The organism is Nonomuraea sp. NPDC049637 (assembly GCF_040675235.1).
In the GTDB taxonomy this organism is placed as follows: domain Bacteria; phylum Actinomycetota; class Actinomycetes; order Streptosporangiales; family Streptosporangiaceae; genus Nonomuraea.
Window position 1 is genome coordinate 142,256 of record NZ_JBFAOM010000019.1, and the last position, 26,867, is coordinate 169,122.

27 protein-coding genes are annotated in these 26,867 nt (G+C 70.8%); 12 read left to right on the forward strand and 15 right to left on the reverse strand.

Going from position 1 to position 26,867, the window contains the following annotated elements:
* Positions 1-1,698 carry a protein kinase gene (locus tag AB0J71_RS25945; protein ID WP_352322885.1) on the reverse strand — a complete coding sequence of 566 codons (1,698 nt, stop codon included), beginning with the start codon at positions 1,696-1,698 and terminating at the stop codon, positions 1-3.
* Between the two features lie 239 nt (positions 1,699-1,937).
* On the opposite strand from AB0J71_RS25945, the gene AB0J71_RS25950 reads away from it, so the two are divergent.
* Positions 1,938-2,321, forward strand: coding sequence for a thioesterase family protein (locus AB0J71_RS25950; RefSeq protein WP_352322884.1), 384 nt, complete (start codon positions 1,938-1,940; stop codon positions 2,319-2,321).
* On the opposite strand, the gene AB0J71_RS25955 is transcribed toward AB0J71_RS25950, so the two are convergent.
* From AB0J71_RS25955 to AB0J71_RS25985, 7 genes are all read right to left on the reverse strand, one after another.
* Entirely contained in the window at positions 2,311-2,523 is a 213-nt protein-coding gene (locus tag AB0J71_RS25955) for a biotin/lipoyl-binding carrier protein (RefSeq protein ID WP_352322883.1), read from the reverse strand. The genes AB0J71_RS25950 and AB0J71_RS25955 overlap by 11 nt on opposite strands.
* A gap of 42 nt (positions 2,524-2,565) precedes the next feature.
* A complete protein-coding gene (locus AB0J71_RS25960) occupies positions 2,566-3,945 on the reverse strand; it encodes a biotin carboxylase N-terminal domain-containing protein (RefSeq protein ID WP_364416417.1) in 1,380 nt (459 codons plus the stop codon).
* Between the two features lie 99 nt (positions 3,946-4,044).
* Positions 4,045-5,343 carry an HD domain-containing phosphohydrolase gene (locus AB0J71_RS25965; RefSeq protein ID WP_352322881.1) on the reverse strand — a complete coding sequence of 433 codons (1,299 nt, stop codon included), beginning with the start codon at positions 5,341-5,343 and terminating at the stop codon, positions 4,045-4,047.
* On the reverse strand, positions 5,340-6,695 hold the full coding sequence (locus tag AB0J71_RS25970) for an HD-GYP domain-containing protein (RefSeq protein ID WP_364416419.1): 1,356 nt from the start codon (positions 6,693-6,695) through the stop codon (positions 5,340-5,342). Before AB0J71_RS25970 ends, AB0J71_RS25965 begins: the two co-directional genes overlap by 4 nt.
* 225 nt (positions 6,696-6,920) lie before the next feature.
* Positions 6,921-7,859: an NAD-dependent epimerase/dehydratase family protein gene (locus AB0J71_RS25975; protein ID WP_352322879.1), complete on the reverse strand. Its 939-nt coding sequence runs from the start codon at positions 7,857-7,859 to the stop codon at positions 6,921-6,923.
* 10 nt (positions 7,860-7,869) lie between these two features.
* Positions 7,870-8,136 carry a mycothiol system anti-sigma-R factor gene (gene rsrA / locus AB0J71_RS25980; RefSeq protein ID WP_352322878.1) on the reverse strand — a complete coding sequence of 89 codons (267 nt, stop codon included), beginning with the start codon at positions 8,134-8,136 and terminating at the stop codon, positions 7,870-7,872.
* On the reverse strand, positions 8,133-8,738 hold the full coding sequence (locus AB0J71_RS25985; RefSeq protein WP_125648071.1) for a sigma-70 family RNA polymerase sigma factor: 606 nt from the start codon (positions 8,736-8,738) through the stop codon (positions 8,133-8,135). The genes rsrA and AB0J71_RS25985 overlap by 4 nt, the downstream gene beginning before the upstream one ends.
* A gap of 234 nt (positions 8,739-8,972) precedes the next feature.
* Between AB0J71_RS25985 and AB0J71_RS25990 the strand changes: the two genes are divergently transcribed.
* Positions 8,973-9,713, forward strand: coding sequence for a methyltransferase domain-containing protein (locus AB0J71_RS25990; RefSeq protein WP_352322877.1), 741 nt, complete (start codon positions 8,973-8,975; stop codon positions 9,711-9,713).
* Between the two features lie 43 nt (positions 9,714-9,756).
* Here the strand turns inward: AB0J71_RS25990 and AB0J71_RS25995 are convergent, their stop codons facing one another.
* The gene (locus AB0J71_RS25995; RefSeq protein ID WP_352322876.1) at positions 9,757-10,089 is read right to left on the reverse strand and encodes a TraR/DksA C4-type zinc finger protein; all 333 of its coding nucleotides are present in this window, start codon (positions 10,087-10,089) and stop codon (positions 9,757-9,759) included.
* Between the two features lie 156 nt (positions 10,090-10,245).
* Positions 10,246-10,989: an SOS response-associated peptidase gene (locus AB0J71_RS26000; RefSeq protein WP_364416421.1), complete on the reverse strand. Its 744-nt coding sequence runs from the start codon at positions 10,987-10,989 to the stop codon at positions 10,246-10,248.
* A gap of 170 nt (positions 10,990-11,159) precedes the next feature.
* Between AB0J71_RS26000 and aroA the strand changes: the two genes are divergently transcribed.
* Complete coding sequence (gene aroA, locus AB0J71_RS26005; RefSeq protein ID WP_364416423.1) at positions 11,160-12,434, forward strand: 3-phosphoshikimate 1-carboxyvinyltransferase; 1,275 nt, start codon at positions 11,160-11,162, stop codon at positions 12,432-12,434.
* Positions 12,435-12,525: 91 nt separating this feature from the next.
* Positions 12,526-13,557 carry a ribosome small subunit-dependent GTPase A gene (gene rsgA / locus AB0J71_RS26010; protein ID WP_352322899.1) on the forward strand — a complete coding sequence of 344 codons (1,032 nt, stop codon included), beginning with the start codon at positions 12,526-12,528 and terminating at the stop codon, positions 13,555-13,557.
* A gap of 11 nt (positions 13,558-13,568) precedes the next feature.
* On the opposite strand, the gene AB0J71_RS26015 is transcribed toward rsgA, so the two are convergent.
* The gene (locus AB0J71_RS26015; RefSeq protein WP_364416426.1) at positions 13,569-14,024 is read right to left on the reverse strand and encodes a DUF4442 domain-containing protein; all 456 of its coding nucleotides are present in this window, start codon (positions 14,022-14,024) and stop codon (positions 13,569-13,571) included.
* Positions 14,025-14,114: 90 nt separating this feature from the next.
* Here AB0J71_RS26015 and hisN point away from each other — a divergent pair, with 90 nt between their 5' ends.
* Positions 14,115-14,912, forward strand: coding sequence for a histidinol-phosphatase (hisN, locus tag AB0J71_RS26020; protein ID WP_352322898.1), 798 nt, complete (start codon positions 14,115-14,117; stop codon positions 14,910-14,912).
* Positions 14,913-14,919: 7 nt separating this feature from the next.
* Here hisN and AB0J71_RS26025 read toward each other — a convergent pair whose 3' ends face one another.
* The 3 genes from AB0J71_RS26025 to AB0J71_RS26035 all read right to left on the reverse strand — a co-directional run bounded on the left by AB0J71_RS26025 (position 14,920) and on the right by AB0J71_RS26035 (position 16,703).
* Positions 14,920-15,291 (reverse strand): Rv3235 family protein, encoded by a 372-nt coding sequence (locus AB0J71_RS26025; protein WP_364416428.1) that lies wholly within the window; start codon positions 15,289-15,291, stop codon positions 14,920-14,922.
* Between the two features lie 166 nt (positions 15,292-15,457).
* Positions 15,458-16,243, reverse strand: coding sequence for a fructosamine kinase family protein (locus AB0J71_RS26030; RefSeq protein WP_364416430.1), 786 nt, complete (start codon positions 16,241-16,243; stop codon positions 15,458-15,460).
* Complete coding sequence (locus AB0J71_RS26035) at positions 16,230-16,703, reverse strand: low molecular weight protein-tyrosine-phosphatase (RefSeq protein WP_364416433.1); 474 nt, start codon at positions 16,701-16,703, stop codon at positions 16,230-16,232. Before AB0J71_RS26035 ends, AB0J71_RS26030 begins: the two co-directional genes overlap by 14 nt.
* A 136-nt stretch (positions 16,704-16,839) precedes the next feature.
* Between AB0J71_RS26035 and pstS the strand changes: the two genes are divergently transcribed.
* The 5 genes from pstS to AB0J71_RS26060 are packed head-to-tail and all read left to right on the forward strand — an operon-like array spanning position 16,840 to position 21,328.
* Positions 16,840-17,955 (forward strand): phosphate ABC transporter substrate-binding protein PstS, encoded by a 1,116-nt coding sequence (pstS, locus tag AB0J71_RS26040; RefSeq protein ID WP_352322869.1) that lies wholly within the window; start codon positions 16,840-16,842, stop codon positions 17,953-17,955.
* 6 nt (positions 17,956-17,961) lie between these two features.
* The gene (gene pstC, locus AB0J71_RS26045) at positions 17,962-18,942 is read left to right on the forward strand and encodes a phosphate ABC transporter permease subunit PstC (RefSeq protein ID WP_352322868.1); all 981 of its coding nucleotides are present in this window, start codon (positions 17,962-17,964) and stop codon (positions 18,940-18,942) included.
* Entirely contained in the window at positions 18,939-19,811 is an 873-nt protein-coding gene (gene pstA / locus AB0J71_RS26050; RefSeq protein ID WP_352322867.1) for a phosphate ABC transporter permease PstA, read from the forward strand. The genes pstC and pstA overlap by 4 nt, the downstream gene beginning before the upstream one ends.
* Before the next feature lie 15 nt (positions 19,812-19,826).
* Positions 19,827-20,603, forward strand: coding sequence for a phosphate ABC transporter ATP-binding protein PstB (gene pstB / locus AB0J71_RS26055; RefSeq protein WP_352322866.1), 777 nt, complete (start codon positions 19,827-19,829; stop codon positions 20,601-20,603).
* Entirely contained in the window at positions 20,603-21,328 is a 726-nt protein-coding gene (locus AB0J71_RS26060) for a response regulator transcription factor (protein WP_364416435.1), read from the forward strand. Before pstB ends, AB0J71_RS26060 begins: the two co-directional genes overlap by 1 nt.
* Here AB0J71_RS26060 and AB0J71_RS26065 read toward each other — a convergent pair.
* Entirely contained in the window at positions 21,297-22,316 is a 1,020-nt protein-coding gene (locus tag AB0J71_RS26065; protein WP_364416437.1) for a serine hydrolase, read from the reverse strand. The genes AB0J71_RS26060 and AB0J71_RS26065 overlap by 32 nt on opposite strands.
* Before the next feature lie 302 nt (positions 22,317-22,618).
* Between AB0J71_RS26065 and AB0J71_RS26070 the strand changes: the two genes are divergently transcribed.
* Positions 22,619-23,971 (forward strand): hypothetical protein, encoded by a 1,353-nt coding sequence (locus AB0J71_RS26070; RefSeq protein ID WP_352322863.1) that lies wholly within the window; start codon positions 22,619-22,621, stop codon positions 23,969-23,971.
* 334 nt (positions 23,972-24,305) lie between these two features.
* The gene (locus tag AB0J71_RS26075) at positions 24,306-25,760 is read left to right on the forward strand and encodes a PQQ-binding-like beta-propeller repeat protein (protein ID WP_364416439.1); all 1,455 of its coding nucleotides are present in this window, start codon (positions 24,306-24,308) and stop codon (positions 25,758-25,760) included.
* The last annotated feature ends 1,107 nt before the right edge of the window (positions 25,761-26,867 follow it).

A 26,867-nucleotide genomic window follows, 5' to 3' on the forward strand; every position in this document is an offset into this window, starting at 1 on the left:
CTACGACTTCGGCGTGGCCGTGGGGGACGGCGACGGCGTCGGCGTCGTGCAGATGCCGTCGATGACGTAGAGCGTGACCACCTTCGTCTCCGGGACGACCGTGCCGCCGGCCGGCACCGTCTTGGTGATCCTGCGGCAGGCGGGGTCGTCGGTGGTCACGGACGTGTCGCGGACGCGCACCAGCAGCCCCGCCGCCTCGACCATCTCCTGACCCTTGAGGAAGGGCAGCCCGGCGACCTTGGGCACCGTGATGTGCTTGACCGTCGTCGTCGGCGTGCTCGACGGCGACTTGGTCGGTCCCTTCGTGCTGGTCGGGGTGGTGGTGGGCGTGGTCGTCGGTTCCGCCGTCTCCGTCGGCTCCTCGGTCTCGGGGTGCGTGGGCGGCCGGGTCGTGGGCGGCACGGCCGTCTTCGTGGGAGGCGTCGTCGAAGGCTTGGGCCTCTTGGAACCGGTCTTCGTCGGGCCGGGGATGTCGTCGCTGTCGCCATCGTTGGAGGCCGTGACGGTCGGCGTCGGCGCGCCGGGCACCATGCCCGTCAGCGCGACCGCCCCCGCGCCCACGCCGAGCACCACCGCGACCGCGAGGCCGACGACCAGGCCGGTCCTGCGCGGCGCCTTGGCGGCGCGGCGGCCACCCGGACGGCGCTCGCCGACGGCCGCGGTGGTCTCCTCCGACGACGCGGGCAGGTGCGCCCCGGTCTGGAACGCGCCGGCCCCGGCCGGCGGCTGCCCTCCCGGGTAGGCGGGCGGCTGGCCCGGCTGGTGGGCGCCCGTCGGCTGCGAGTGGCCCGCCTGGTAGGCACCGGTCTGGTACGACTCGGGCGGTGCGGCCATCGTGGCGCCCGTGGCCGGCGGCGCGATCTCGGCCACCGGCGTGATCGGCTGGCCCTGGCCGGCCGCGCGGGCCGCCTCGCTCATGGCCTTCGCCGTCGGGAAACGCCGGGCGGGGTCCTTCGACAGGGCCACCTCCACCAGCGTCCGGATCTGCGGCGGGATGTCGGCGGGCAGCGGCGGCGGGGCCTCGCGGATGTGCTTGAGCGCGATCGTGACCGCGCTGTCACCGTCGAACGGCCGCTGTCCCACCAGGCATTCGTAGGCGACCACGCCGAGCGCGTAGATGTCCACGGCGGGCGTGACGGGCTCGCCCTCGGCCTGCTCGGGCGCGCAGTAGGCGGCCGTGCCGAGCACCATGCCGGCGTCGGTCAGCCGGTTTGCCAGGTCGGAACGGGCGATGCCGAAGTCGGTGAGCACCAGCGTGCCGTCGCGCTGCACGAGCAGGTTGCCCGGTTTCACGTCTCGGTGCACGATTCCCTGGTCGTGCACCGCCTGCAGGGCCGAGGCGGCCTGCGCGATGAGTTCCATGGCCGCCTGTGGCGGGATCCGGCCGAGCCGGGCCAGCAGCCGGTCGAGCGGCTCCCCGTCCACGAACTTCATCACGAGGTAGACGGTGTCGCCGCTCACCCCGTAGTCGTAGACGTCGACCACGCCGGAATGGTTGATCGTGGCCATCGCCCTGGCTTCCCCCTGAAACCTGGCGACGAACCCGCGATCATCCATGCGGCCTGGGAGCAGCACTTTGACGGCGACGGTGCGGGCGAGCACGATGTCCTCGCCTCGCCACACCTCGCCCATGCCGCCGGCGCCGATGCGGGTATCCAGTCGATACCGCCCCGCCAGCGTCGTGCCTTGGGCCACCATGACTCCCCCGCTACCCCCCTACATCGGTAACCTCGCCCACCCCGCGGTTCTCCAACAAAGCGAACTTTTGTCGCGGTGAGGTAACACAGTGGTCACGGAAACTCCGAGAGTGTACCTGTCTCAGCAGCCCCATATGCCACTCATATGCCGCAAGCCGTACAAACCCTATCCTGGAGCCTTATGGGCGGTGTTGTCCGCGTTTCCTGGAGATCAGGACCGCCCTCGGTAGGCTGACCCCCATGACGCTCTCACCTGGCCTCCGCTCGCAACTGCTCACCATGGTCGAGAGATCGGACACAGCCGAGCGAGCCGGCAGCGGCGACGTTCCCGTGCTGGCCACGCCCAGGCTGCTCGCGCTGGCCGAACGGGCCACCGTCGAGGCCGTGCGCCCGCACCTGGCCGAGGGCGAGACGTCCGTCGGCACCCGGGTCGAGCTCGAACACCTGGCCGCCAGCGCCGTCGGCGACCACGTCCAGCTCACCGCCGAGCTCACCGGCGTGGACGGCCGCCGCCTGGTCTTCGCCTTCGAGGCTCGCGACCTGAAGGGCACGCTCGTGGGCCGCGGCACGGTCGAGCGGACGGTCGTCGACCGCGCCAGGTTCCTGGCCCGCCTCAGTCGATGACGGCGATCAGGTCGCCCTCCTGGATCACGTCGCCCTCGGCCACCTTGAGCTGCGACACCACGCCCCCGTCCTCGGCGAGCACGGGGATCTCCATCTTCATCGACTCGAGGATGACCAGCGTGTCCCCCTCGGACACCGCCTCGCCCTCCCGGACGACCACTTTCCACACGTTCGCCACCATCTCGGCGCGTACCTCGGCCACCGGCGCTCTCCTCTTCCGACGTCACCAACAATGTCGACCGGGTCAGGGCCGCATTCGCCCGACCAGACCCGTGTCGTAGTCTCCCGCGACGAATGCCGGGTTCTCCAGCAGCTCGGCGCAGAAGGGCAGATTGCTCTTCGGCCCCTCGACGACGAACTCCGCGACCGCCTTGCGGCCCAGCTCCAGCGCCTCGGTACGGTCGGCCCCGAGCACGCACAGCTTGGCCATCAGCGGGTCGTAGAACATGGTCACCGTGTCGCCCGCCGCGTAGCCGGAGTCGACGCGGATGCCGTCGCCGGCGGGCTCGTCCCAGGTGGTGATCCGGCCGGGGCCGGGCAGGAAACGTCTGGGGTCCTCGGCGTAGACCCGGAACTCGATCGCGTGCCCCTCGGGCGCCACCGTGATCTCCGGGCTCTCCCCGGCGGCCACGCGGAGCTGCAACTCCACCAGGTCGAGGCCGGTGACCAGCTCCGTGACCGGGTGCTCGACCTGGAGCCTGGTGTTCATCTCCAGGAACACGAAGTCCTGGGCGTCGGCGTCGACCAGGCACTCGACCGTGCCCGCGCCGAGATAGCCGACGGCCTCGCCGGCCCGCACGGCCGCGGCCAGCATGCGTTCGCGCAGCTCGGGGCCGATGCCGGGGGACGGCGACTCCTCGACGACCTTCTGGTGGCGGCGCTGCACCGAGCAGTCGCGCTCGCCCAGGGCCAGCACCCGGCCGTCGGGCAGGCCGAGGATCTGCACCTCGACGTGGCGGGCACGTTCGACGTAGCGCTCCAGCAGGACCGCGGGCCCGGCCAGCGCGTCGCCCGCGCCGCCCGCCGCGGCCGCCGCGGCGAACCTGGCCGCCGCCCTGGCCGCCTGCTCGAACGCCTTGGCCAGCCCGGCGTCGTCACGGGCCACGCTCATGCCGATCCCGCCACCGCCGCCGGCGGTCTTGACCATGACCGGATAGCCGATCAGCTCAGCCGCGTCGAGCGCCGCGACCAGGTCGGTGACCGGTTCCCTGGTGCCCGCGGCGACGGGCACGCCCGCCCGCTCCATGAGGTTCCTGGCGTTGATCTTGTCGCCCATGCGGTCGATGGACTCCGGCGACGGCCCGATCCACACGAGCCCGGCCTCGATCACCGCCCGCGCGAACGCGACGTTCTCCGACAGGAAGCCGTAACCGGGATGGACCGCGCCCGCTCCCGTGGCGCGGGCCGCGTCCAGCACCCTGGCGGGGTCGAGATAGCTCCGCGCGGGGTCGGCCGGGCCGATCAGCACCGCCTCGTCGGCCTCGCGCACGAACGGCAGCCCGGCGTCGGCCTCGGAATGCACGGCGACGGCACGCAGTCCCATCCGCCTGACCGTACGGATGATCCGCCGGGCGATCTCACCACGGTTGGCGATCAGAACGGGTCCGAGCGTCTCAGCAATCACGCGGACAACCCTATGACCGGCGGCGGCTCGTCCCTTTTCCCGTGAAGTACCGATCAGCGGAGAATGATCTGTAGGAACCCCACAAAGGCGGGCAATCAGTTACACGCGGCCTCTGCCGACCACCCGGGTCAGGGCGTCGAGCGCGGCGGCGTCGTACGCGCTGCCCGCCGTGAGCCTGATGCGCTCCAGCGCCGCCCCCGACCGGTCGCGGTCGGTGGACGGGCCCACCAGGTCGTCGTAGGCGTTGGCGACCCTGATGATGCGGCTGGACAGCGGCGGGTCGTCGGCGATCTCGTCGCACTGCCGGCGGACCACCTCGGCCACCCGGTCGAGCACGCCCGTCTGCCTGATCACCTCGGCCCCCAGCTCGGCGATGCGCCGCGCCTGCTCCGGATCGGCCAGCACGGTGGCGCCGCCCGGGATGGGGTCGCGCAGCGAGAGCTGGCCGATGTCGTGCATGAGAGCCGCGTACTCCAGCTCCAGCAGCTCGGGCTCGGCCATGCCCAGCTCCCGGCCGACCGCCACGGCCAGCCGGGACACCCGGCGCGAGTGGCCTGGCTCGACGTAGCCGCCGACCTCGGTGACCCGCGACAGGGCGCGGACGGTCTGCAGGTAGGTGGCGCGGATGCCGGCGTACTTGCGGAAGGCCACCTGCGTGACCAGCAGCGGCGCGGCGAACACCAGCAACGCCACCAGGTCCATGCTGTGCGTGGCGAGCGCCAGCAGCACGCCGGAGGCCGCCACCGCGGCGCCCAGCGGGAACGCCATGTTGATCTCGTCGCGCACCGCCACCCGGAACGCCGTGCGCAGCCGCTCGGCCCTCAGCAGCGCCGCGATCAGCACGTCGACCAGCAGCGTCACCGTGATCAGCGAGACCATCACCACGAGCGCCGGCCACCAGGTGTGGGCGCCCGGCGGCGGCTTGGTGAGCTGGTAGAGCGGGTCGGCCAGCGGGCGGAAGGCGAAGGCCAGCAGCGCGCCGGTCAGCAGGCGGCGGGCCATCGCGTCGAGCCGCGGCGGCCGGCCGACGGCCAGGTGGGGCAGCGCGCCCGCGATCATCCCGGCCGCGATCACGGCCACGACCTGCAGCGCGGAGTGGCGCAGCTGGTTCTGGCTGAGGTCGAGCAGCAGGGTGTAGCCGAGCGCCGCGGCGGCGCCGATGGGCGCGACCTCCCGGTTGCCCGGCATGGTCAGCCGGGCCAGCTCGCCGACCGCGATCAACGCGCCGAACCCGATGGCGATCTCCGGACGGTCGAGCCCCACGGCCGCCGTGTGCGCCACGCCCGCGACGGCGACCAGCCCGGCCGCGCAGATCAGCAACAACTGGCCGGAGTCGAGCCGGCGCAGGACGGTGGCCGGTGCCCGGTCGGCGCGCCGGACGCGCTCTGTGGTGGTCATGGCCCGCTCACGACCTGGATCGGCATCGTCGGGTCGTCGTGGTCCTTGATCGTCGCCTCGGCGGCGTCGGGCGGCGGCGCCTCGACCCGGCGCGGCGGCTGCCAGGGCGTGCGTTCCAGCGCCCTGATGAACGCGGCCACCATGACCGGGTCGAAGTGCGTGCCGGCGCACTTGCGCAGCTCCTCCACGGCCACCTCGACCGGGCGCGCCCCCCGGTAGGAACGGTCGGAGGTCATCGAGTCGAACGCGTCGGCCACCGCGATCACCTTGGCGAACTCGGGGATCTCGTCGCCGGCCAGGCCCATCGGGTAGCCGGTGCCGTCGTGGCGCTCGTGGTGGTGCATGATCCCGGCGTAGGCCTCGTCGAGGAAGCCGATGCCGCGGACGATCTCCAGCCCGCGCATCGGATGGAGCTGGATCGCGGCGAGCTCCCCCTCGGTGAGCGGGCCGTCCTTCTGCAGCACCTTGGTGGGCACGCCCAGCTTGCCGACGTCGTGCAGCATGCCGGCGTAGCGGATGGCGCGCAGGCGTTCGAGCCTCATGCCGATCTCCTCGGCGATCATGCTGGAGGCGAGCGAGACGCGGGTGCAGTGGCCCCGGGTGTAGTAGTCCTTGGTCTCGACGGCCTGGCAGAGCGCGGCGATGGTGGCGTCGTAGGAGCGCTGCTGGGCGTGGTACTGGCCGAACGCCCACCGGGCCACGAACAGCGGCATCAGCACCAGCACCGCCGAGATCGACTGCACGGTCGCCCACAACCCGGCCACCAACAGCCCGAACGTGCCGTAACCAAGATAGGACAGCAGGAACTGGACCATCCCGCGCAGCGGCACCTCCGTGGCCCGCACGCTGGTCGCCAGGCTGATCATGGTCAGCGTGAGCACGATGTTGAGCGGCACGAACACGGCGGTCGCGGCGGCGTAGGGGCCGATGAGGCTGTCGAACTCGTTGACCCGCGGCACCCCGACCGTGCCGTGCAGCCACTCGTAGACCCAGCCGGAGGCGTAGCCGCAGATGGCGAACTGCGCGCCGTTGAACAGCCGCTTGATCAGCGGCAGCCCCGGGCGCACGCTGACCGCGGCGGTGAGCCCCACCAGCGCCGCGCCCTCCGGCCCGATCAGCACGACCGCGGCCAGCGACGCCGAGAAGCTCACCGACACCGCGAACTGCTCCACGTTGAGCAGCGTCGGCATCGACTCGCACACCAGGAAGAGCAGCGCGAGCACCAGCAGGATGTCGAGATTCTCCGGCGCCACGAGCGGGCCGGAGACGATCGCGCTGTGCCCGATGAGAGCGGCCGCCGCCGCGATCACGGCGACCAGGTAGACCCTCGCGGGCCAGGGCAGGTCACGCATTGCGGCCCCCTACGGCGGTCAGGTCCAGGAAACCCCTGGCGGAAGCGCGCCGATGCCGGCCAGGACCACCGTCGAGGTGACCACGATGACGGCGGCGAGCGACCGGGTGAACCTGTCCTTCAACATCCCACATGCCTCCACGTCGACTTCTGGAGCTCACGCTACAGAACAGGACGTCACCGTACGGGCCGAGCGGGAAATCGCAAGCAAAGTGTAATCAAGCAACTACCTGGCGCGACTCCGCGCCCAGGCCACGGTGCTCTTCACGCCGGTCGGCAGGTCGGTGCGCGGCTCCCAGCGAAGCCCCTCGTGGGCGGGCACCGGATCGACGGCCATCGCCGGCAGGTCGCCGACGCGCGGCTGCGCGAAGCCCGGCTTGTCCGGGGCCCCGGCCGCGTCGGCGATCAGCGAGTGCAGGCGCCTGTCGGTGGTCTGGATGCCGGTGCCGAGGTTGAAGCGGCGGCCGTTGCCCTCGCTGCCGCAGGCCCGGACGAAGCCGTCGACCACGTCGTCGACGTAGACGTAGTCGCGGGTCTGGGTGCCGTCGCCGTAGAGGACGGTGGGGGTGCCGTTGAGCAGGGCGTCGGTGAAGATCGACACGACGCCGGCCTCGCCGTCGGGCGACTGGCGCGGGCCGTAGACGTTGGAGAGCACCAGCGTGGTGTACTCCAGGCCGTAGAGGGCGCGGAAGGTCGCCAGGTAGATCTCGGCGCTCAGCTTGGAGGCCGCGTACGGCGAGCGCGGGTCGGTGGGCGCGTCGCCGGGCACGGGGATCGTGGCGGGCCGGCCGTAGACCGCCACCGACGAGGCGAACACCACCTTGCGCGTGGTGCCCTCCTTGGCCGCCGTCAGCACCGACGCGGTGCCCTCGACGTTGAGCCGGGCGTCGTGCACGGGGTCGGCGACGCTCCTGCGTACGCTGATCTGGGCGGCCAGGTGGCAGATGACCTCGGGCCGCAGCTCGGCCGCCAGCCCGATGATCGCCGGGTCTCGCACGTCGAGGACGTGCAGGCTGAAGCGGTCGCTCTCGGCGGCGTTGACCAGGTTGTCCCTGCTGCCGGAGGACAGGTCGTCTACGGCCACGACCTCGTGTCCGTCCGCGAGCAGGCGGTCGACGAGGTTCGACCCGATGAAACCGGCACCACCGGTGACTAGGACGCGCATGGCGTGAATCCTAGTCGGCCAGCTCCGACCTCACCTGCTCGATGCGAGCCAGCACCTTGGAACGCAGATCGGCGGGGACGGGGTCGCAGCCGCAGTGCTTGGCCACGAGCGCCTTGACCGCCTTGTCGAGGTCGTACTCCTTCAGGCACGGGCTGCACTCGTCGAGATGCACGCGGATGTCGGAGACGTCACCGTCGGTCAGCTCGCCGTCGAGATAGGCGTAGACCTTGTCCAGCACCTCGCGACAGTCGGTGTCGTGCGGGTTGCCACAGCTCATTTCGATCCCTCCGAGGGGACCAGGCCGCGCTCGCGGGCGTAGTCCTCTAGGAGGCCCCGGAGCTGCCTGCGTCCCCGATGCAGCCTGGACATCACGGTGCCGATGGGAGTGCCCATGATGTCGGCGATCTCCTTGTAGGGGAAGCCTTCGACGTCGGCGAGGTAGACGGCGATCCTGAACTCTTCCGGCAGCGCCGCGAGCGCCTGCTTGATGTCGCCGTCGGGGAGGTGCTCCAGCGCCTCGACCTCGGCCGACTTCAGCCCGCTGGAGGTGTGGGACTCGGCGCGCGCGAGCTGCCAGTCCTCGATCTCCTCGGTGCCGGACTGCTTGGGCTCACGCTGCTTCTTGCGGTAGCTGTTGATGAACGTGTTCGTCAGGATCCGGTAGAGCCACGCCTTGAGGTTCGTGCCCTCCTGGAACTGGTGGAACGACGCGAACGCCTTGGCGAAGGTCTCCTGAAGCAGGTCCTCCGCGTCCGCTGGATTCCGGGTCATCCGGAGCGCGGCGGAGTAGAGCTGTTCGAGATACGGCATGACGTCGCGCTCGAACCGCTCGCTGCGCTGCTCCAGAGTCTCCGCGCCTGTCGCGGGCACCGGACCCACCCCCCTAAGATCACCGGTGGCCGGCTGTGGCGGTACACCGTACTCAGGGGAGAATACCCGCTGGCCGATGACCTCCTGGTCATCGGGGCGCGGTCTTTCCAATGTGAGCATGCTCGTCGCAACACGCCCGCGCCCTTGTCTGTTCCCGCAAGATAGAAGGTACAGAGGACCCGGTGCGGGGAACGTCCATACGTACCGGCTGGTAGCCCTTTTTCCGGAACTCAGGAGTCGCGTGTGCTGCCCATTCCGGCCGAGGAACTGAACGGCTCTGGGACGCTCGGGCCGTACTGGACCTTCTACCGCGCCGTCGCCGCCGAGCAACTGAACCGCTGGCTCCCCGGCGAACCGTCGGTGATCCTCGATCTGTCCGGCGGCCGCGGACGCTGGTCCGGCCAGGCCGCGAGGGCGGGACACCGGGTGATCGAAGTGCTCGACTTCCGCCGGACCGTGGACGCGCAGTCCCGTTTGCGGGACGCCGACCGGGTTCGGCACGTACGCGCCGACGATCTGGCGTTTCTTCCCGATGAGAGCGTTGACGCGGTGGTCGCCGAGGAACGCGCGATGTCGATCGAGCTCATGGCCGAGTCGGCGATGAGCGACGTGGCCAGGGTGCTGCGTCCGGGCGGGCGGGCGCTGGTGTGCGTCGACTCGCTGGTGCTCGGCATGGCGATCCTGGCCGAGCAGGAGCAGTGGCAGCACCTGCGGCAGACCGGCGAGGTCATGCTGGTGCCCTGGCCCGACGGCAGCATCACGCGCTGCTTCAGCAGCGGCCAGCTCCGTGAGCTGCTGATGGGGGCGGGGCTCGAGGTGGAGTGGATGCGGCCGCGCACGGTGTTGTCGCCGTCCACGGTGGACCACGTGCTCGGGTCCGACGGGCGGGCCCTGACCTGGCTCGTGCGCACCGAGCTCGACGCCCATCCCGACGACGACGACACGGTGGGCATCCACCTGGTGGCCAGCGCGCGCAAGAGCTGAGCCGCCTCCCGGCTCCCGGCGGCCGCCGGCTTCCGCGCGGGTGTCAGCGGCGGCGTTCGCGTCTTCCCTGGCACTGCACACAGCGGGCGGCCTCCGGCCGGGCCTCCAGCCGGCCCTCGGGCACCGGCTGGTCGCAGTCGACGCACCTGCCGTACGCGCCTTCGTCCAGGCGCCTGATCGCCTCGGTCACCGCGCGGCGTTGCGCGGTCGCCACGGTGAGCATGGCCTGGGCGCGGTCGGCGTCGGTGAGGTCGGAGCCCGCGTCGGCCGCCGAGTACTCGCGGATCGCGACGGGGTCGCCCTGGAGCACCCCGATCGAGCGGTCCAGCTCCGCGAGCATGTCTTCGAGCCGCTGACGAGCGGTCGTGACGTCCACGAATCCGCACCTCCGGGTGAAAAGGGGGAAGCCCGCGGCCAGGACTCCCCGGTTGTCCCGCCCGGCGCGATAAGGGGCATGTTGTGGCGGTGACACCGAGTGAACGGTCGCATCGCTTTCCTCACCGAATGCCCACTTACCATGCTTCTTACACCTTTAGAAAAGGCCGGCTTCCTCCTCGTCGGGCAGCGGTTTGATGAGATCCGGCCCATTGTTCCGGACATTATTGACATCAGTAGAAACGGGATATGCTGCCAGCCTCCCGGCCTCCGCGGGCACCAGGAGTCGTGAGGCGCGCTCGGTGTCGGTGAGGCCCGGGTCGAGCCAGTCGGCCCAGCGGTCGCGCTCGATCATCATGGGCATCCTGTCGTGGATGCGGCCGAGCTGGTCCTCGGCGTCCGTGGTGATGACCGTGCAGGTCACCAGCCACTTGAGCGGGTCGTCGTCGTCGCGGGCACGGTCCTTCCAGAACTCGTACAGGCCGGCCATGGCCAGCACACCGCCGTCGGCCGGATGGATGAAGTACGGCTGCTTCTTCTTCTCGCCCTCGACGGCCATCCACTCGAAGTAGCCGTCGGCCGGGATCAGGCACCTGCGCTTGGCGAACGCCTGCCGGAACGACGGCTTCTCGGCCAGCGTCTCGGCCCTGGCGTTGATCAGCCGGGAGCCGATCGACGGGTCCTTGGCCCAGACCGGCACCAGGCCCCACCTGACGATCCGCAGCTGCCGGACCGGGTGCTCGTCCTCCTTGGAGGACCGGCTCATGACCGCGTAGACGTTCTTGGTGGGGGCGACGTTGAAGTCGGCGCCCAGCTCCTTGTCGGGCTCGCCGTCGAGCTCGACCTGGAACTCCTCCAGCAGCTCGTGCTTCTTGCGCGCCGAGGCGTATCTACCGCACATGTCCCCACATTGCCATACGTCCGGGTCTGCGCTCGCGGCTTCGCCTCCGGCCGGGGCGGTCCGGCCGGCGGGAGGGCGGCGCGTCCGGCCGGGGCGGATCGGCCGGCGGGAGGGCGGCGCGTCGTCCACAGGCCGTGAACGGGCCGTACCAGGGCCAGTAGGCTTTGGACATGCCCGCTCAGCACTGGCCCGCGCCGACGGCCGACACGCCCGTCAACGCCTCCGTCCGCCTGCCCGGCTCCAAGTCCGTCACCAACCGGGCGCTGCTGCTCGCCGCGCTGGCCGACGGTCCGGGCGTCGTCCGCCAGGCGCTGCGCAGCCGCGACGCCGACCTCATGGTGGCGGCCCTGCGCGCGCTCGGCGCCACGCTGACGGCCGTGCGCGAGACCACCGACGCGGTCGACTGGGAGGTGCGGCCGGGCCCGATCCGCGGCGGCGCGCGCATCGACGCCGGGCTGGCGGGCACGGTCATGCGGTTCGTCCCGCCGATGGCGGCGCTGGCCGACGGGCCGGTCTTCTTCGACGGCGACCCCTACGCCCGCAGGCGTCCGATGGGCCCGATCCTCGACGCCCTGCGCACGCTCGGGGCCCGCCTCGACAACGACGCGCTCCCCTTCACCATCACCGGGCCGCTGACCGGCGGCGAGGTCACGATCGACGCCTCCGGTTCCTCGCAGTTCGTCTCGGGGCTGATGCTGACGGCGGCGCGCTTCGCCAAGGGCGTGACGATCCGGCACGTCGGCCCGCCGGTGCCCTCCCAGCCGCACATCGAGATGACCGTCCACATGCTGCGGGAGGCCGGGGTCACGGTCGACGACACCGAGCGCGACGTGTGGCGGGTCGAGCCGGGCCCGATCGCGGCCAGGGACATGACGGTCGAGCCCGACCTGTCCAACGCGGCGCCGTTCCTGGCCGCCGCGCTGGTCACGGGCGGCGCGGTCACCGTCCCGGGCTGGCCGGCGGAGACCACCCAGCCGGGCGACGCGCTGCGCGGCCTGCTCACCACCATGGGCGCCACGGTGACCCGCGACGGCGCCGACCTGGTCGTCACCGGCACGGGCGAGGTCAAGGGCCTCGACGCCGACCTTCATGAGGTGGGCGAGCTGACCCCCACGATCGCCGCGCTGGCCGCCCTGGCCACCACGCCGAGCCGCATCCGCGGGGTCGGCCACCTGCGCGGCCACGAGACCGACCGGCTGGCCGCGCTGGCCGCCGAGATCAACGCCCTCGGCGGCGACGCGGAGGAGACGGCCGACGGCCTGCTCATCCGTCCCCGCCCGCTGCACGGCGGCGTGTTCCACAGCTACGACGACCACCGCATGGCCACGGCCGGGGCCGTGATCGGCCTCGCCGTGCCGGGCGTGGAGGTGGAGAACATCGCGACGACCGCCAAGACGTTGCCCGAGTTCGTCCAGATGTGGGCGGCGATGCTGGAGTCCCGATGAGCGGTGATGGTCGCGCGTTTCGGGGCAGGCGGCGGGGGCACTTCGCAGGAGGGTCCGGCGTGAGAGGAAGCGAGCGCATGGGAGCGGACCGCTGAGAAAGCGGGAGTACGACGAGGACGACGTACGGGTCAGGCCGGGCAAGGGCTCGCGCCCGCGCACCCGCATCCGTCCCGCGCACGAGGACGCCGTGGAGGGCTTCGTGGTCGCCGTCGACCGGGGCCGCTACACCACCCTGGTCGAGCCCGACCGCGGCCACAGACGCAAGCAGCAGCAGCGCCGGCTCGTCGTCGCCATGAAGGCCCGCGAGCTCGGCCGCAAGGGCATCGTGGTCGGCGACCGGGTGGCCCTGGTCGGCGACGTGTCGGGCCGCCCCGACACGCTGGCCAGGGTGGTCCGCGTGGAGCCGCGCACCTCGATGTTGCGCCGCTCGGCCGACGACACCGACGACACCGACGGCATCGAGCGCCCGGTCGTGGCCAACGCCGACCAGCTCGTGATCGTCACGGCGCTGGCCGACCCGCCGCCCCGGCCCCGGATGATCGACCGGATCCTGGTGGCGGCGTTCGACGCCGAGATCGACGCCCTGCTCTGCCTGACCAAGTCCGACCTCGCCCCACCCGACGAGCTGGTCGCCCTGTACGAGCCGCTGGGCGTGCCGCACATCGTGGTCCACAAGGGCGGCTCGCTCGACGAGCTGCGCGACCACCTGGCCGGCCGCATCAGCGTGCTGGTGGGCCATTCGGGCGTGGGCAAGTCCACCCTGGTCAACGCCCTGGTCCCTGACGCCAACCGCGCGGTCTCGCACGTCAACGCGGTCACCGGCCGCGGCCGGCACACCTCCACCTCGGCCGTCGCGCTGGAGCTGCCCGAGGGCGGCTGGATCATCGACACGCCGGGGGTGCGCAGCTTCGGCCTGGCCCACGTGTCGGTCGAGACCGTGCTGGCCGCCTTCCCCGACCTGGTGGAGGGCACGGTCACCTGCCCGAAGGGCTGCACCCACCTCGGCGACGGCTGCGCGCTCGACGCCTGGGCGGCCGCGGGCAACGCCGACCCGGCCCGCCTGGAGTCGCTGCGCCGCCTGCTGTCCAGCCGCGAGGGCGCCCCCGACGAGCCCGCCGCCTGATCGTCGGCCGGTCAGGGGCGGTTGGGGCGCAGCGTCCAGGTGACGGTGAGGCTGGAGACCAGGGTGCCGGCCGCGTCGCGCACGTCGACCAGCACGTCGAAGACCGGCCGCTCGCCGGCGTCCAGCCTGCCGACGACCTCCTCTCTTGAGGCGGCCACGCGCGCCTGCGCCCGCACCTCCCCCAGGGCCACCTTCCGGAACTCGATGGTCGCCGTCGTGGGCAGCGGCACGCTGCGGCTGAGCTGGTCGCCGAACCTGGACAGCACCGCCGCGCCCGACGCCGACTCGGCCAGGGTGAACAGCGTGCCCGCGTGCGGCCCGGCCACGTGGTTGTGCAGCTCGGGCCGGTCGGGCAGCCGGCATTCCGCCCGGCCGTCCTCGACCGCGTCGAACACGATCCCCAACGTCCGGGCGAATGGAACGGTTTCGAGAAGGAAGGCACCTACATCAGTGGACATAGGAGACATGTTACTGGTCAGTAGGTGAAAAGGGAGTTACCAGAAAAGGGTCGCCGGTGACTGATGTCCGGCACGACCGACGCGATAGCGTGGCTGACCGTGCAGGGTTACAACGACGATCTACGCCTCGCTCACGTCATGGCGGACGCCGCCGACGACCTGACCATGCGGCGCTTCAAGGCGGTCGACCTCAAGGTCGAGACCAAGCCCGACCTGACGCCGGTCAGCGACGCCGACCGCGCTGTCGAGGAGGCCATCCGCGGCACGCTGCGCCGGGCCCGGCCGCGCGACGCGGTGGTGGGCGAGGAGTTCGGCAGGACCGGGTGGGGAGCCCGGTCGTGGATCATCGACCCCATCGACGGCACCAAGAACTACGTGCGCGGCGTGCCCGTCTGGGCCACGCTGATCGCGCTCATGGAGTACGGCAAGGTCGTCGTCGGCCTGGTGTCGGCCCCCGCGCTCGGCCGTCGCTGGTGGGCGGCGACCGGCGGCGGCGCCTGGACCGGCAGGAGCCTGGCCAAGGCCACCAGGATGAGCGTCTCCTCGGTCACCGCGCTGGAGGACGCCTCCTTCTCCTACTCCAGCTTCGGCGGCTGGGAGGAGCTCGGCAAGCTGGACAACTTCCTCGACCTCGGCCGCGCCTGCTGGCGCACCCGCGCGTACGGCGACTTCTGGTCGCACATGATGGTCGCCGAGGGTTCGGTCGACGTGTCCGCCGAGCCGGAGCTGTCGCCCTGGGACATGGCGGCCCTGACCGTGATCGTCGAGGAGGCCGGCGGCGTCTGGACCGACCTCGCCGGCGTGCGCGGCCTGGAGGGCGGCAGCCTGGTCTGCACGAACGGCGCCCTCCACGACGAGGTGCTCAACCGGCTCAACGGCACCACGATCACCTCCTGAGCCCGCTTCAGGCCGTCTCGAAGTCGGTGCACAACCAGCGGTGGCCGTGCCGCTCCAGCCGTACGGCCAGGACGTGGCTGCGCTCGCCGCAGTGCACCAGCACGCACATCTCGACGGCCCCTTCCCTAGGCTCCTTGACGTGCGGGCTCCCGACGAACGGCGGCCGATCGGCGGAGATCATCCGCCCGGCCCTGACGAGGTCGCGGTAGGCCCCGCCGGTGAGCCGGTCGGCCACCGACTCCGGCGGGCGGCGGCCCGTCAGCACCTCGGCCAGCGCCTGCCCGAGCTGGCGCAGCCTGCGTTCGTCGGGCCGGGCTCCGGGCGGGCCCCAGACCAGCGGGGTCAGGGCCAGTGCGCCGTGCGTGGGGTCGTCCGCCATGCGCCCTCCAATTGACTCAGGGGGAAGAAGGAAACGCCTTAATGAGTTTTCGGCCGGGGCCGCCGGATACGAAATCCGCCAACTTTACCCGGCCGCCGTCCTCTTTTCTCCCCTTGGGTGGAGAAATGCATCGCGGGGCTGGATCCCCTATTTCTTTATCGGTTGTTCAGAGCGACAACACCCGGGCGACCGCATTCATCAACGAGTCGCGGTAGGAAGCTCCGTACAACACCACGTGCACCAGCAGCGGATGGAGCTGGTGCAGCGGCACCCGCGCCCGCCACCCCGGCGCGAGCGGGAACTCCTCCTGATAGGCCCCCATCACCCGGTCCAGGTACGGCAGCCCGAACAGGGCGAGCATGGCCAGATCCGTCTCCCGGTGCCCGCCGTGGGCCGCCGGATCGATCAGCACCCCGGTGCCGCCGGACCACAACACGTTCCCGCTCCACAGATCCCCATGGAGGCGGGCGGGCGGCTCCGGCGGCCCGGCCACCTCGGCGAACCGTGCCACGGCCCGCTCGACCAGCGTCACGTCCGCGGCCGGCAGCCGCGCCCTGCGCAGGAACGGCAACACCCGCCGGGAGGCGTAGAAGGACGGCCAGTCGCCGTCGGGCGAGTTGTCCATGGGCAGCTCGGCGATGAACCCCGGCCAGGGCGCGCCGAACCCGGCCGCCCCGGCGCGGTGCAGACGGGCCAGGTCACGGCCGAACCGCAGGGCCGCCTCGGCGGTGGGCGCCTCCTGCGGCACCCACGACAACACCAGCCGGTCGGGACCGGCCTCCACGACCTCGGGCACGGTGATCGCCTCCCCCAGCCAGCGCAACCCGGCGGCCTCGGAGGCGAACACGCCGGAGGCAGGCCCGATCTTGGCGAACACCTGCCGCCCGTCCTCCAGGACGCCGCGCTGCAGCCGCCATCCGTGGGAGGAGCCGAGGTCCTCAGTCGATCGCATCGGCGATGTGCGCGGCCACGCCCTTGGCGGCCGTCTCCAGCATGGTCAGCACCTCCTCGAAACCCTCGCGGCCACCGTAATAGGGGTCGGGCACCTCGGCGCCGTCCGGCGCGCCGGGGTCGAACGAGCGGAACAGGCGCACCTCGACGCCGGCGGGCGCCAGGCGGCGCAGGTTGGCCGCGTTGTCCCGGTCCATCGCCAGCACCAGGTCGTAGCGGTCGAACCAGTCCCGCGTGAACTGCCTGGCGCGGTGGGCGGCGCCGTCGTAGCCGTGCTCGGCCAGGATGCCCAGCGCCCGCTCGTCCATCGGATCGCCGGCGTGCCAGCCGCCGGTGCCCGCGCTCTCGACGACCACCCGGCCGCCGAGCCCGCGCTCCTCCAGGGTCCGGCGGAGCACCACCTCCGCCATCGGGGAACGGCAGATGTTGCCCATGCACACGAGACACACGCGATAGCTCATGTATCCCATCTTCGCTGGTCAAATTGATGGAGAGGACCAGGCGCGTTCACCGAACGTTCACCCTTGTTGGGGGGTCTGAGTCACTTTGCCTGCATAACTTCATGGACGACTAAGGACCAAGTGAGGGGAACCAACCGTGAAGTATGCAGGCCGGCTCGCCGCCGTCGCCGTCGTCGGCGCGCTCTCGCTCGCTGCGTGCGGCACAGACAACAACAGCTCCGGGAGCACGACCGCCACCAGCTCCGCCGGCGCTCCCGCCGCGGGCAACGACAACGGCCTGAGCGGCACCATCAACGCCGCCGGCTCGTCGGCCCAGGCCAACGCGATCGACCAGTGGAAGAAGGACTTCCAGGCCAAGAACTCGGGCGTGAGCCTGAACTACCAGCCGAGCGGTTCGGGTGCCGGTGTGCAGTCGTTCATCGCGGGCACGGTCGACTTCGCGGGTTCGGACTCCGCTCTCAAGGACGACAAGGGCGAGCCCGCCCAGGCCGACGCCCGGTGCAAGACCGGCAAGGCCATCAACATCCCGATGGTGACCGGCCCGGTCGCGGTGGTCTACAACCTCCCCGGCGTGGACGGCCTGCAGCTGTCGCCCAAGACCATCGGCGGCATCTTCGACAGCAAGATCACCAAGTGGGACGACGCGGCCATCAAGGCCGACAACCCCGACGCCAAGCTCCCGTCCACGCCGATCTCGGCCTTCCACCGCTCGGACGAGTCGGGCACCAGCGACAACTTCACCAAGTTCCTCAAGGCGACCGCCGGCTGGCCGTACGAGCCCGCCAAGGCGTGGCCCGCCGAGGCCAAGGGCCAGGGCGCCAAGGGCTCGGACCAGGTCGCGGCCAGCGTCAAGAGCACCGAGGGCTCCATCGGCTACGTCGAGCTCTCCTTCGCCGAGAACTCCCAGCTCAGCAAGGCCAAGGTGGCCAACGGCTCCGGCGAGTTCGTCGAGCTGACCGCCGACAGCGCGGCCAAGACGGTCGAGACCGCCGAGATCACCGGCACCGGCAACGACCTGAAGCTGAGCATCGACTACGCCACCAAGACGGCGGGCGCGTACCCGATCGTGCTGGTGACGTACGAGATCACCTGCGAGAAGGGCCTCGCGCCCGAGCAGGCCAAGCTCGTCAAGGAGTTCCTCACCTACACCTCCAGCGACGAGGGCCAGGCCGCGCTGAAGGACCTCGGCTACGCCCCGCTCGCGGGCGAGCTGCTCACCAAGGTCCGCACCGCCGTCGGCGCGATCTCCTAGCAGAACATGACGACCAACGTTCGTACCCGTGGGGGCGGGCCGGCCACGCGCCGGTCCGCCTCGCGGCGCAGCCATGGTGAAGGCCCGTTCAAGTTCGTCTCCACCGGCGCCGGCGTCCTGCTGCTGGGCATCATGGCGGCCATCGCCGTGTTCCTCATCAGCGAGGCCGTCCCGGCCCTGCAGGCGAACAAGGGCAACTTCTTCACCGACCTGATCTGGGAGCCCAACGGCAGCCAGGTCTTCGGCATCGGCGCGCTGGCCTTCGGCACCGTACTCAGCTCGGCGATCGCGCTGGTCATCGCCACCCCCATCGCGGTGGGCGTGGCGCTGTTCATCTCCCACTACGCGCCCCGCCGCCTGGCCGGGCCGCTCGGCTACCTGGTCGACCTGCTGGCCGCCGTGCCCAGCGTCGTCTACGGCCTGTGGGGCGTGACGTTCCTGGTGCCGCTGCTGCGCACGCCGTCGCAGTGGCTCAACGAGCACCTCGGCTGGTTCCCGCTGTTCTCCGGCGAGGGGGCCATCGGCGGCAAGACCATGCTCGCCGGCGGCATCGTCCTGGCGATCATGATTCTGCCGATCATCGCGGCCATCTCGCGCGAGGTCTTCCTCCAGGCCCCGAAGATGAACGAGGAGGCGGCCCTGGCGCTCGGCGCCACCCGCTGGGAGATGATCAGGATGGCCGTGCTGCCGTTCGGCCGGCCCGGCGTCATCAGCGCCGCCATGCTCGGCCTCGGCCGCGCGATGGGCGAGACCATCGCGGTCGCGCTGATCTTCCCCGCCACCTTCGACATCAGCTTCGAGATCCTCACCCCGCACGCCAACAGCATCGCGGCCAACATCGCCAACGGCTTCGGCGAGGCCACGCAGGTCGGCCGGGGCGCGCTGATCGCCTCCGGTCTGGTGCTGTTCGTCATCACGCTGCTGGTCAACATGGGCGCACGCATGGTGATCAACCGGCGCAAGGAGTTCAGGGCGGTGGGGGCATGACCATCCAGCACATCTCAACCGGCCGCCGGATCAAGGACAGGTTCGTCCAGGGGCTGGTCTACCTGGCGTTCGCGCTGGCCGTGGTGCCGCTCGTGTCGGTCCTCTGGCTGGTGATCTCGAACGGCCTGGCCCGCTTCGACCTGGAGTTCCTCACCCACTCGATGCGGAACATCGGCGCCCGCGACGTCGGCGGCGGCGCCTACCACGCCATCGTCGGCACGTTGGAGCAGGTCCTGCTGGCCTCGCTCATCTCGGTCCCGATCGGCCTGTTCACCGCCATCTACCTGGTCGAGTACGGCCACGGCGGCCGCCTGAGCCGGGCCATCAGCTTCTTCGTGGACGTCATGACCGGCGTCCCTTCAGTCGTTTCCGGCCTGTTCATCCTCGCCTTCTGGGTGCTCTTCCTGGGCAACCCGTTCTCCGGCTTCGCCGGCGCGCTGGCGCTGTCGATCCTGATGATGCCGACCGTGGTCAGATCGGCCGAGGAAATGCTCCGGCTGGTGCCCAATGACCTGCGCGAAGCCTCGTACGCGCTGGGCGTGGCCAAGTGGCGCACGATCCTGAAGGTCGTGCTGCCGACCGCGTTCACCGGCATCGTCACCGGCGTCATGCTGGCCGTCGCCCGCGTGGCCGGCGAGACCGCGCCGCTGCTGCTCACGGTGTTCTTCACCGACTCCATCAACAACGATCCGTTCAGCGGGCCGCAGATGGGCCTTCCGCTCTTCGTCTTCGACCAGGCGGCCCGTCCCAACGACACCGCCATCGACCGCGCCTGGGCCGGAGCCCTCACGCTGATCCTGATCGTCATGCTGCTCAACCTGGTGGCGCGCCTGATCGCCTGGTGGCGCAGGCCCGCCAGGGGCCGATAGGGGGTAACCGCCACAATGTCCAAGCAGATCCAGGTCTCGGGCCTCGACGCGTACTACGGGTCGCACAAGGCGATCGAGGACGTGTCGATGACCATCGAGCCGCGCTCGATCACCGCGTTCATCGGCCCGTCCGGATGCGGCAAGTCGACGTTCCTGCGCACGCTCAACCGCATGCACGAGGTGATCCCCGGCGCCCGCGTCGAGGGCAAGGTCATGCTCGACGGCGAGGACCTGTACGCCCCCACCGTCGAGCCCGTCTCGGTCCGGCGCATGGTCGGCATGGTCTTCCAGCGCCCCAACCCGTTCCCCACGATGTCGATCTACGAGAACGTGGCCGCCGGGCTCCGCCTCAACGGCCGGGTCGGCAAGTCCACCCTCGACGGCATCGTGGAGGAGTCGCTGAAGGGCGCCAACCTCTGGAACGAGGTCAAGGACCGGCTGAACAAGCCCGGCGCCGGCCTGTCCGGCGGTCAGCAGCAGCGTCTGTGCATCGCCCGCGCGATCGCGGTCAAGCCGCAGGTCCTGCTCATGGACGAGCCGTGCTCGGCGCTCGACCCGATCTCGACGCTGGCCATCGAGGACCTGATGGCCCAGCTCAAGGAAGAGTTCACGATCGTGATCGTGACCCACAACATGCAGCAGGCCGCCCGGGTCAGCGACCGGACCGCGTTCTTCAACCTGGCCGCCCAGGGCAAGCCCGGCAAGGTCATCGAGATGGACGAGACCTCCCGCATGTTCACCAACCCTTCAGAGAAGGCGACAGAGGACTACATCACGGGACGCTTCGGCTGATGACCCCACAGCAGGCGGCATCCACGATGAACGGGGACACGCGGACCAAGCCCGTACTGCTCATCGCCGACCCCGACGACGCCGTGGTCGATGACCTGGCCACGGCGCTGGAACGCGAGGGCGTGGCCGTCACCGGCGCGCCGGACGGCGCCCAAGGGCTGCTGCAGGCGGGGGCGCTGCAGCCGGACGTGGTGCTCGTGTCGGCCACGCTCCCGGTCATCGACGCGGTCGACTTCGTCCGCGCGGTACGGCTCGCGCGAGCCGTGCCCGTCCTGCTCGGCGTCGGCGAGGGAAACGCCGAACAGGCCGTACGCGCGCTCGCGGCGGGGGCGGCGGCCTGCGTGGCCCGGCCCTACCGGGTGCCGGAACTGCTGCCGTTCATCCAGGCGGCCTCCCCCGAGTCCCGCAAGGTCCTGGCCGTCGGCGGCGTCGAACTGGACGTCCACGCCTACCAGGTACGCGTCGACGGCCGCGCCGTGCACCTCCCGCTGCGCGAGTTCGAGCTGCTGCAGTACCTGATGCGCAACGCCGACCGCACGGTCACCCGCGAGCAGATCATGCGGCACGTGTGGCACGCCGCCGCGACCACGTCGACGAACACGATCGCGGTGCACGTCAAACGGCTGCGCGCGCGCCTCGGCGACAACGACGACCAGCTCATCCAGACCGTGCGCGGCGTCGGCTACCGGCTGGTCACGCCGGGCACCACCGGAACTCCCGCATGATCCGCGCGGCGACGCCCTCGACGGTCGCGATGCCGTCCCCCACCTCGGCGCTGCCCTCGGTGAGGACGGCGACCGCGTAGTCGTGGCCGCGGCCCCGGATCAGCCCCACGCTGACCGTGGCCCAGCGCCCGTTGGAGACGCGCTTCAGCCAGCCGTTCTTCAGGCGCACCCGCTCGCCCGCGCAGGCCGCGGCGGACAGGCCCCAGTCCTGGCCGCGGACGACCGCGCCCATCAGCCTGAGCACCTGCGCGCGCTCCTTCGACTTGAGCGGGCTCTTCCCGGACACCAGCGCCTTCATCAGGCGGACCTGGTCGTCCACCGACGTCTCGGTGATGCCCCAGCAGTAGAGGTCGACGCAGTCCCCCGGCACGCCCCTGGTGTGCTTGAGGCCGAACCTCCGGCCGGCCTCGGTGAAGCCCGCCGCGCCGCCGATCCGCAACCAGAGGCGGTCGGCCGCGTGGTTGTCGCTGTAGCGGATCATGAGCTCGGCGTCGCGCCTGACGGACTCGGGCAGCTTGCGCCACCGTTTCCCGAGCAGCAGCGCCATCAGGATCTGGACCTTGGCCGTGCTGGCGGTGATCAGCCGTTCGCCCGGGTGGTAGCGGTAGACGCGGCCGGTCGTCAGATCCCTGACCATGGCCGTGACCGGGCCCGGCCGGCCCGCCAGGAAGCGGTCCAGCCGCTCGGTGATCTTCTTGGCCGGGACGGGTTTCACGGCCTTCGGCTTCTCGGCCGGGACCTTTCCGGCGATCGCCGGGGGGCCGAGGCGGTGCGGCATGCGTACCGGCCCGGGCGCGGCGTGCACGGTCACCGGCTCTGCGTGCCTACTCACCGTCCCCGGCGTCACCGCCCGCGCGCTCACGGTCCCGCGCGCCGCGTGGGTGGTCAGCGCCGCGCCCGCGGCCGTGTCCGGGGCGAGCAGCGGCGGCGGCAGGAGGGCGAGCGCGATGGCCAGCCGTGGAAGCGTCCTCAGGCTGCCCGCGATCATGCGGTGAATTATCACGAAAAATGGCAACACCGCGCTACGAGTCGCCGGAAATCATCTTCACCTACTCACCACTCCACAAAGACCCCCACCACCCCGGAGACGCGCGATGTGGCCACTGGTACGATTCCCCTCTTTCGGGGTTTGTCAGCACTCTCGGGGCAAAAGTGACAACGGGGCCGACTTTTCCGCAGTATCAGGGGCAACAGCAGCAGCAACAGTGGCCGGCCATGCAGCCGCCGCCTCCACCACCTCCATCCAGTCCTCCTTCTCCACCCAGGCGCCGGACCGGCTTCTGGGTCACCATGGGCATCGTCTCGCTCGTGGTGGCGGTCGCCGTGGGCGCCGGCGTCGGTCTCGTCCTGCGCGGCCGCATCAACGGCGCCCAGGACCCGCTGCGCCGCCAGGAGGCGGCGGGTAAGAGCGACCCGAACGCCGTGATCGTCACCGACCAGGAGATCGAGAAGCTGGTCTACGAGCACGGCAAGGCGCTGAGCAGCGGGAACGCCGACGCGTTCACCTCGATCTTCGACAAGGGCAACGCGGCCCTCGTCCGCGACCAGCGCAAGGTGTTCACGAACCTGCGCAAGGTGCCGCTCAGCGAGGCGTCGTACAAGGTGATGCGTCGCGAGGGCCGCGCCGAAGACAGCTTCGGGCGAGCCTTGAAGTTCACCCAGGACGTCGCGTTCGTCCACCGGTTCGCCGGCATCGACCTGCGGCCGGTCTCGGAGTGGTACCGCTGGACGCTGGAGAAGGCGTCCAAGGACGCACCACTGGTCGTCACCAAGGTGGACGGCGCGCCGCCGCCCATGGTGACCGAGGGCAGCAAGTCCGTGTACTACCCGGGCCCATGGGACATCTGGCCCGACATCACCGTGGTCCGCGCGGGCGCCAGCATCGTCCTGTCCCGTCCCCAGGACGCGGCCATGGCCAGGCGCGTCGCCCCGGTGGTCGCCAGTGCGGCGAAGAAGAACCTGGACTTCTGGAAGCGTAACGGCGACGCCACCGCACCCGTGCCGGCCGGGTTCGCGGTCGCGCTGGTCGAGGGGCAGAACCAGCTCGGCAACCTGTTCCGCAAGGAGAAGGCGCACGAAGCGGGCGTGTCCATCCCCATGCTCGCCTGGGCCTCCCTGGGCGACGACGTCAAGGTCGGCGGCACCCGGGTGGTCATGGACACCACCACGTCCTTCTTCCGGTCGTCCGAGGGCATCCTGGAGATCAGCACGCACGAGCTGGCCCACTCCCTGCTGGCCGGGCTGGACAGCGCCGACTTCTCCCTCTTCGGCAAGCCCAACTGGGTCATCGAGGGCTTCGCCGAGTACTCCGCCAACCGCGGCCACCCGATCAACCAGAACATCCGCTTCCAGGAAGGCCGCGCCTACCTGGCCGGCCGCCTCAGCACCCGCTTCTCGGGCCAGCTTCCCGACAACCCGTCGTGGGACTCCAACGGCATGACGAACGTGCACTACCTGATGGGACACCTGGCCATGCGCTACATCGCCCAGCGGTACGGCGAGCAGAAGCTGACCAGCGCGGTGATCGCGGCCTACCGGGCCAAGGGCGACGACAGCGAGGCGGCACTGTTCAAGGTGCTGGGCGTGAGCAAGGCGGACTTCGAACGGCAGTGGGCGTCCTACGTCCGCGGGCAGCTGGCCTGAACGGGGAACAACCATGACCGACCACTCCAACACCCCACCCGGCCCGTACGGCTCCCCACCCCCCAACCCGTACGGCCAGCCGGCTCCCAACCCCGGCGCCTACCCTCCGCCCGCGCAGCCGTGGCCCCAGAACCCGGCCGCGTACCCCCCGCAAGGCACGGGACCGGCCGCCTACCCACCCGCCGGCTACCAGCAACCGCCCGCCAACCCGTACGCCCCTTCTCCTGGCGCGTACGCCCCGCCAACGGGCAACCCAGCCGCATACCCACCGCCACCAGGCAACCAACCCCCCTACTCACCACCACCGGGCAACCAACCCCCATATCCGCCTCCCATGGGCAACCAGCCCACCTACCCGCCGAACCCTCCCTCCCCCGGCGCACCCTCGCCCTACGGCCAACCCCCGCAGCCCCCCGCACCCGGCAGCGGCACACCGTACGGCAGCGCGCCCACGCCCACGCAGCAGAGCCCCCGGCCCAAGTGGAAGACCGCCCTGCTGGCCACCGGCGCGGCCGTGGTCCTCCTCTCCGTCAGCACGGGCACCGCCTGGTTCGTCGCCACCACCGGAACGCCCGGCGGCGGCATCACCGCGTTCGGCGACGGAGGCGGCGACGGGGCAGAATGGGACGTCCCCCTCCCCAACGCCGGAAGCTGGGACTTCACCACCGCCCTGGCCTTCGGCAGCTGGCTGACCGACAAGGTCGTCATCCGCGCCCAGAAGGACGGCGTCCTCGCCTACGACCTGACGTCCGGAAAACGCTCCTGGGGCATCCCCTCGCCGGGCGCCCAGCTCTGCGGCGCCACCCCGGACCTGTCCGGCGGCAAGGCCGCCATCGCGTACGGCAGCAGCAACTCCTGCGACCACCTGGCCGGCATCGACGCCACCACGGGCAAGCTCACCTGGAAGATCAAGATCCCGGCCGAGAAGTCCAACCTCGCGAACTCCATCAACGTCCCCCGCATCATGAGCGCCGAGGGCGTGGCCGTCACCGAGCTGGACGACGCGGTGGTCGCCTACCGCCTCTCCGACGGCCACAAACTGTGGAGCGCCGCCGCGTCCGCCGACGACGGCTGCCACATCAAGGACATCAACACCGCCGCCACCCGGGTCGCCGTCATCCTCGACTGCACCTTCCGAGGCGGCACCCGCCTCCAGTACATCGACCCCAAGACCGGCAAGATCACCAAGCAGGCCACGCTGGGCCAGCTCAGCCTCATGACCAGCCTCCTGTCAGCCTCTCCCGCCATCATCCGCAGCGAGTCCGGCGGCCAGAACAACTTCACGGTCTATTCCGACGCCGCCACCAAGGTGACCGAGTTCAAGACCCCCGAGGTGGACATGCTCGCCATGAACACCGTGGCGATGGTCAACGGCCTGTTCGAACAACGCCGCTACACCATCCACGGCGACCGCCTCTACCTGGCCACGTTCCCGGAGAACGTCCCGCAGAGCATGCGCTCCCGCAACAAGGCCCTCGCCTACGACCTCAAGACCGGCAAGCAGCTGTGGGAGTCGTCCGGCACCCACGACACGATCCTCACCTACGTACGTGCCGACGACCAGGGGCTGCTGGCCGTCGAAACCGGCGACCGCCGCGACCTGGCCCCCCGCCTCATCCGCCTGGACGCCGCCACCGGCAAGGCCACCGAACTCGCCACCCTCCCCCAGAAGTACGGCACCGAGGCCGAGAAGGCCCGCGTCTTCGAACGCAACGGCGTAGTGATCACCGTCCCCTGGACCTCCGTAGCCACCAGATACGCCGTCACCTACGTCAACACCAAATCCTGACCCCAACAACAGAAGGGCCCCACGCACCCAGCGTGAGGCCCTTCTCCCATCTCCCCACCATCACCCCCACAGCCCCCAACCCTGCACCGCGTGAGGTGGCGGGTTGCGTGTGCGCGGTAGGTGGACCTGTGAGCGACTCTGCTGGGGAGAACGATCCGAGGGCACCCCAACCCACTGCTCCGACCAGCAGAGCCACCCAGCGCCACTCCATAGATCGACGGAGCATCGAGGCCAGCCAGCCTCCTCACCGGGCACCTGGCCAGGAGGTCGAGAGGCCCCGAGAGCCCGTGGAAGCCTCAGAGTGAAGTGGACAGTCCGGGGATGCGTGGCATATGCCGGGATACATCAAGTGCCGAAGGGCACGCCGCACCCCCCGTTCGTCCCCAACGTCTCCGTCTCATCCCATCGGCTGCGTAGGCGGGGACCGGCCTCGAAACTCGAAGATGTGCCGCGCGTCTGCGGACTGATGACACCTGAACTCTGTCTACGATCGCGGGATTAGCCCACCGCACGCAGGCGGATAACGGCCGACATTCAGCGGAGGCGCAGGGCCGCCCCCAAGGACGGCGCTGAAGGAACATCGGACCGGAGGCCGGATACGAACCCCACGGCTCTCCTGCAAGGCGGAACTGACTAAGCCCCCTCAGCCTCCTCCGAGCAGGGCGGGACACGAGCCCTCAGTCTCCGAAGTGGGCCAGCTCGGACTGACCAGAGGCAGAACCCACTAAGACCCACCGGAAGCCGTACCTGCGCCTTACACCAGCGCGCCTCCAGCCGCGAGCCGATCCGGCGCCCCACCGTCCCATCGGGCCACCGGCCCATCGGGCCACCGGCCCATCGGCCGTCGAGGCGACCCACGAGCGGGTCCCCTGAGCCGGCGCCCGCCCACCCCCAGCACCCGCGGCGCCCCGCGACAAACACCCTGGAAAGAGGAACACCCCGCCGGAAATGCGGAAAAGGGTTCCGGCCGAAGCCGGGACCCTCCCCGAACGCGAAGAAGCCCCACACGGTTCGTGTGGGGCTTCTTCGAAAGATTGTCCGGCGGTGACCTACTCTCCCACACCCTCCCGAGTGCAGTACCATCGGCGCAGAGAAGCTTAACTTCCG

What these genes read in the sequence shown, in the direction of transcription:
- AB0J71_RS25945 (WP_352322885.1), bottom strand. Translation starts at nt 1,698, where the DNA reads ATGGTGGCCCAAGGCACGACGCTGGCGGGGCGGTATCGACTGGATACC.
- AB0J71_RS25950 (WP_352322884.1), top strand. Translation starts at nt 1,938, where the DNA reads ATGACGCTCTCACCTGGCCTCCGCTCGCAACTGCTCACCATGGTCGAG.
- AB0J71_RS25965 (WP_352322881.1), bottom strand. Translation starts at nt 5,343, where the DNA reads ATGACCACCACAGAGCGCGTCCGGCGCGCCGACCGGGCACCGGCCACC.
- AB0J71_RS25970 (WP_364416419.1), bottom strand. Translation starts at nt 6,695, where the DNA reads ATGCGTGACCTGCCCTGGCCCGCGAGGGTCTACCTGGTCGCCGTGATC.
- AB0J71_RS25975 (WP_352322879.1), bottom strand. Translation starts at nt 7,859, where the DNA reads ATGCGCGTCCTAGTCACCGGTGGTGCCGGTTTCATCGGGTCGAACCTC.
- rsrA (WP_352322878.1), bottom strand. Translation starts at nt 8,136, where the DNA reads ATGAGCTGTGGCAACCCGCACGACACCGACTGTCGCGAGGTGCTGGAC.
- AB0J71_RS26000 (WP_364416421.1), bottom strand. Translation starts at nt 10,989, where the DNA reads ATGTGCGGTAGATACGCCTCGGCGCGCAAGAAGCACGAGCTGCTGGAG.
- aroA (WP_364416423.1), top strand. Translation starts at nt 11,160, where the DNA reads ATGCCCGCTCAGCACTGGCCCGCGCCGACGGCCGACACGCCCGTCAAC.
- AB0J71_RS26015 (WP_364416426.1), bottom strand. Translation starts at nt 14,024, where the DNA reads ATGTCTCCTATGTCCACTGATGTAGGTGCCTTCCTTCTCGAAACCGTT.
- AB0J71_RS26025 (WP_364416428.1), bottom strand. Translation starts at nt 15,291, where the DNA reads ATGGCGGACGACCCCACGCACGGCGCACTGGCCCTGACCCCGCTGGTC.
- AB0J71_RS26030 (WP_364416430.1), bottom strand. Translation starts at nt 16,243, where the DNA reads ATGCGATCGACTGAGGACCTCGGCTCCTCCCACGGATGGCGGCTGCAG.
- AB0J71_RS26035 (WP_364416433.1), bottom strand. Translation starts at nt 16,703, where the DNA reads ATGAGCTATCGCGTGTGTCTCGTGTGCATGGGCAACATCTGCCGTTCC.
- pstC (WP_352322868.1), top strand. Translation starts at nt 17,962, where the DNA reads ATGACGACCAACGTTCGTACCCGTGGGGGCGGGCCGGCCACGCGCCGG.
- pstA (WP_352322867.1), top strand. Translation starts at nt 18,939, where the DNA reads ATGACCATCCAGCACATCTCAACCGGCCGCCGGATCAAGGACAGGTTC.
- pstB (WP_352322866.1), top strand. Translation starts at nt 19,827, where the DNA reads ATGTCCAAGCAGATCCAGGTCTCGGGCCTCGACGCGTACTACGGGTCG.
- AB0J71_RS26060 (WP_364416435.1), top strand. Translation starts at nt 20,603, where the DNA reads ATGACCCCACAGCAGGCGGCATCCACGATGAACGGGGACACGCGGACC.
- AB0J71_RS26065 (WP_364416437.1), bottom strand. Translation starts at nt 22,316, where the DNA reads ATGATCGCGGGCAGCCTGAGGACGCTTCCACGGCTGGCCATCGCGCTC.
- AB0J71_RS26070 (WP_352322863.1), top strand. Translation starts at nt 22,619, where the DNA reads ATGGGCATCGTCTCGCTCGTGGTGGCGGTCGCCGTGGGCGCCGGCGTC.
- AB0J71_RS26075 (WP_364416439.1), top strand. Translation starts at nt 24,306, where the DNA reads ATGGGCAACCAGCCCACCTACCCGCCGAACCCTCCCTCCCCCGGCGCA.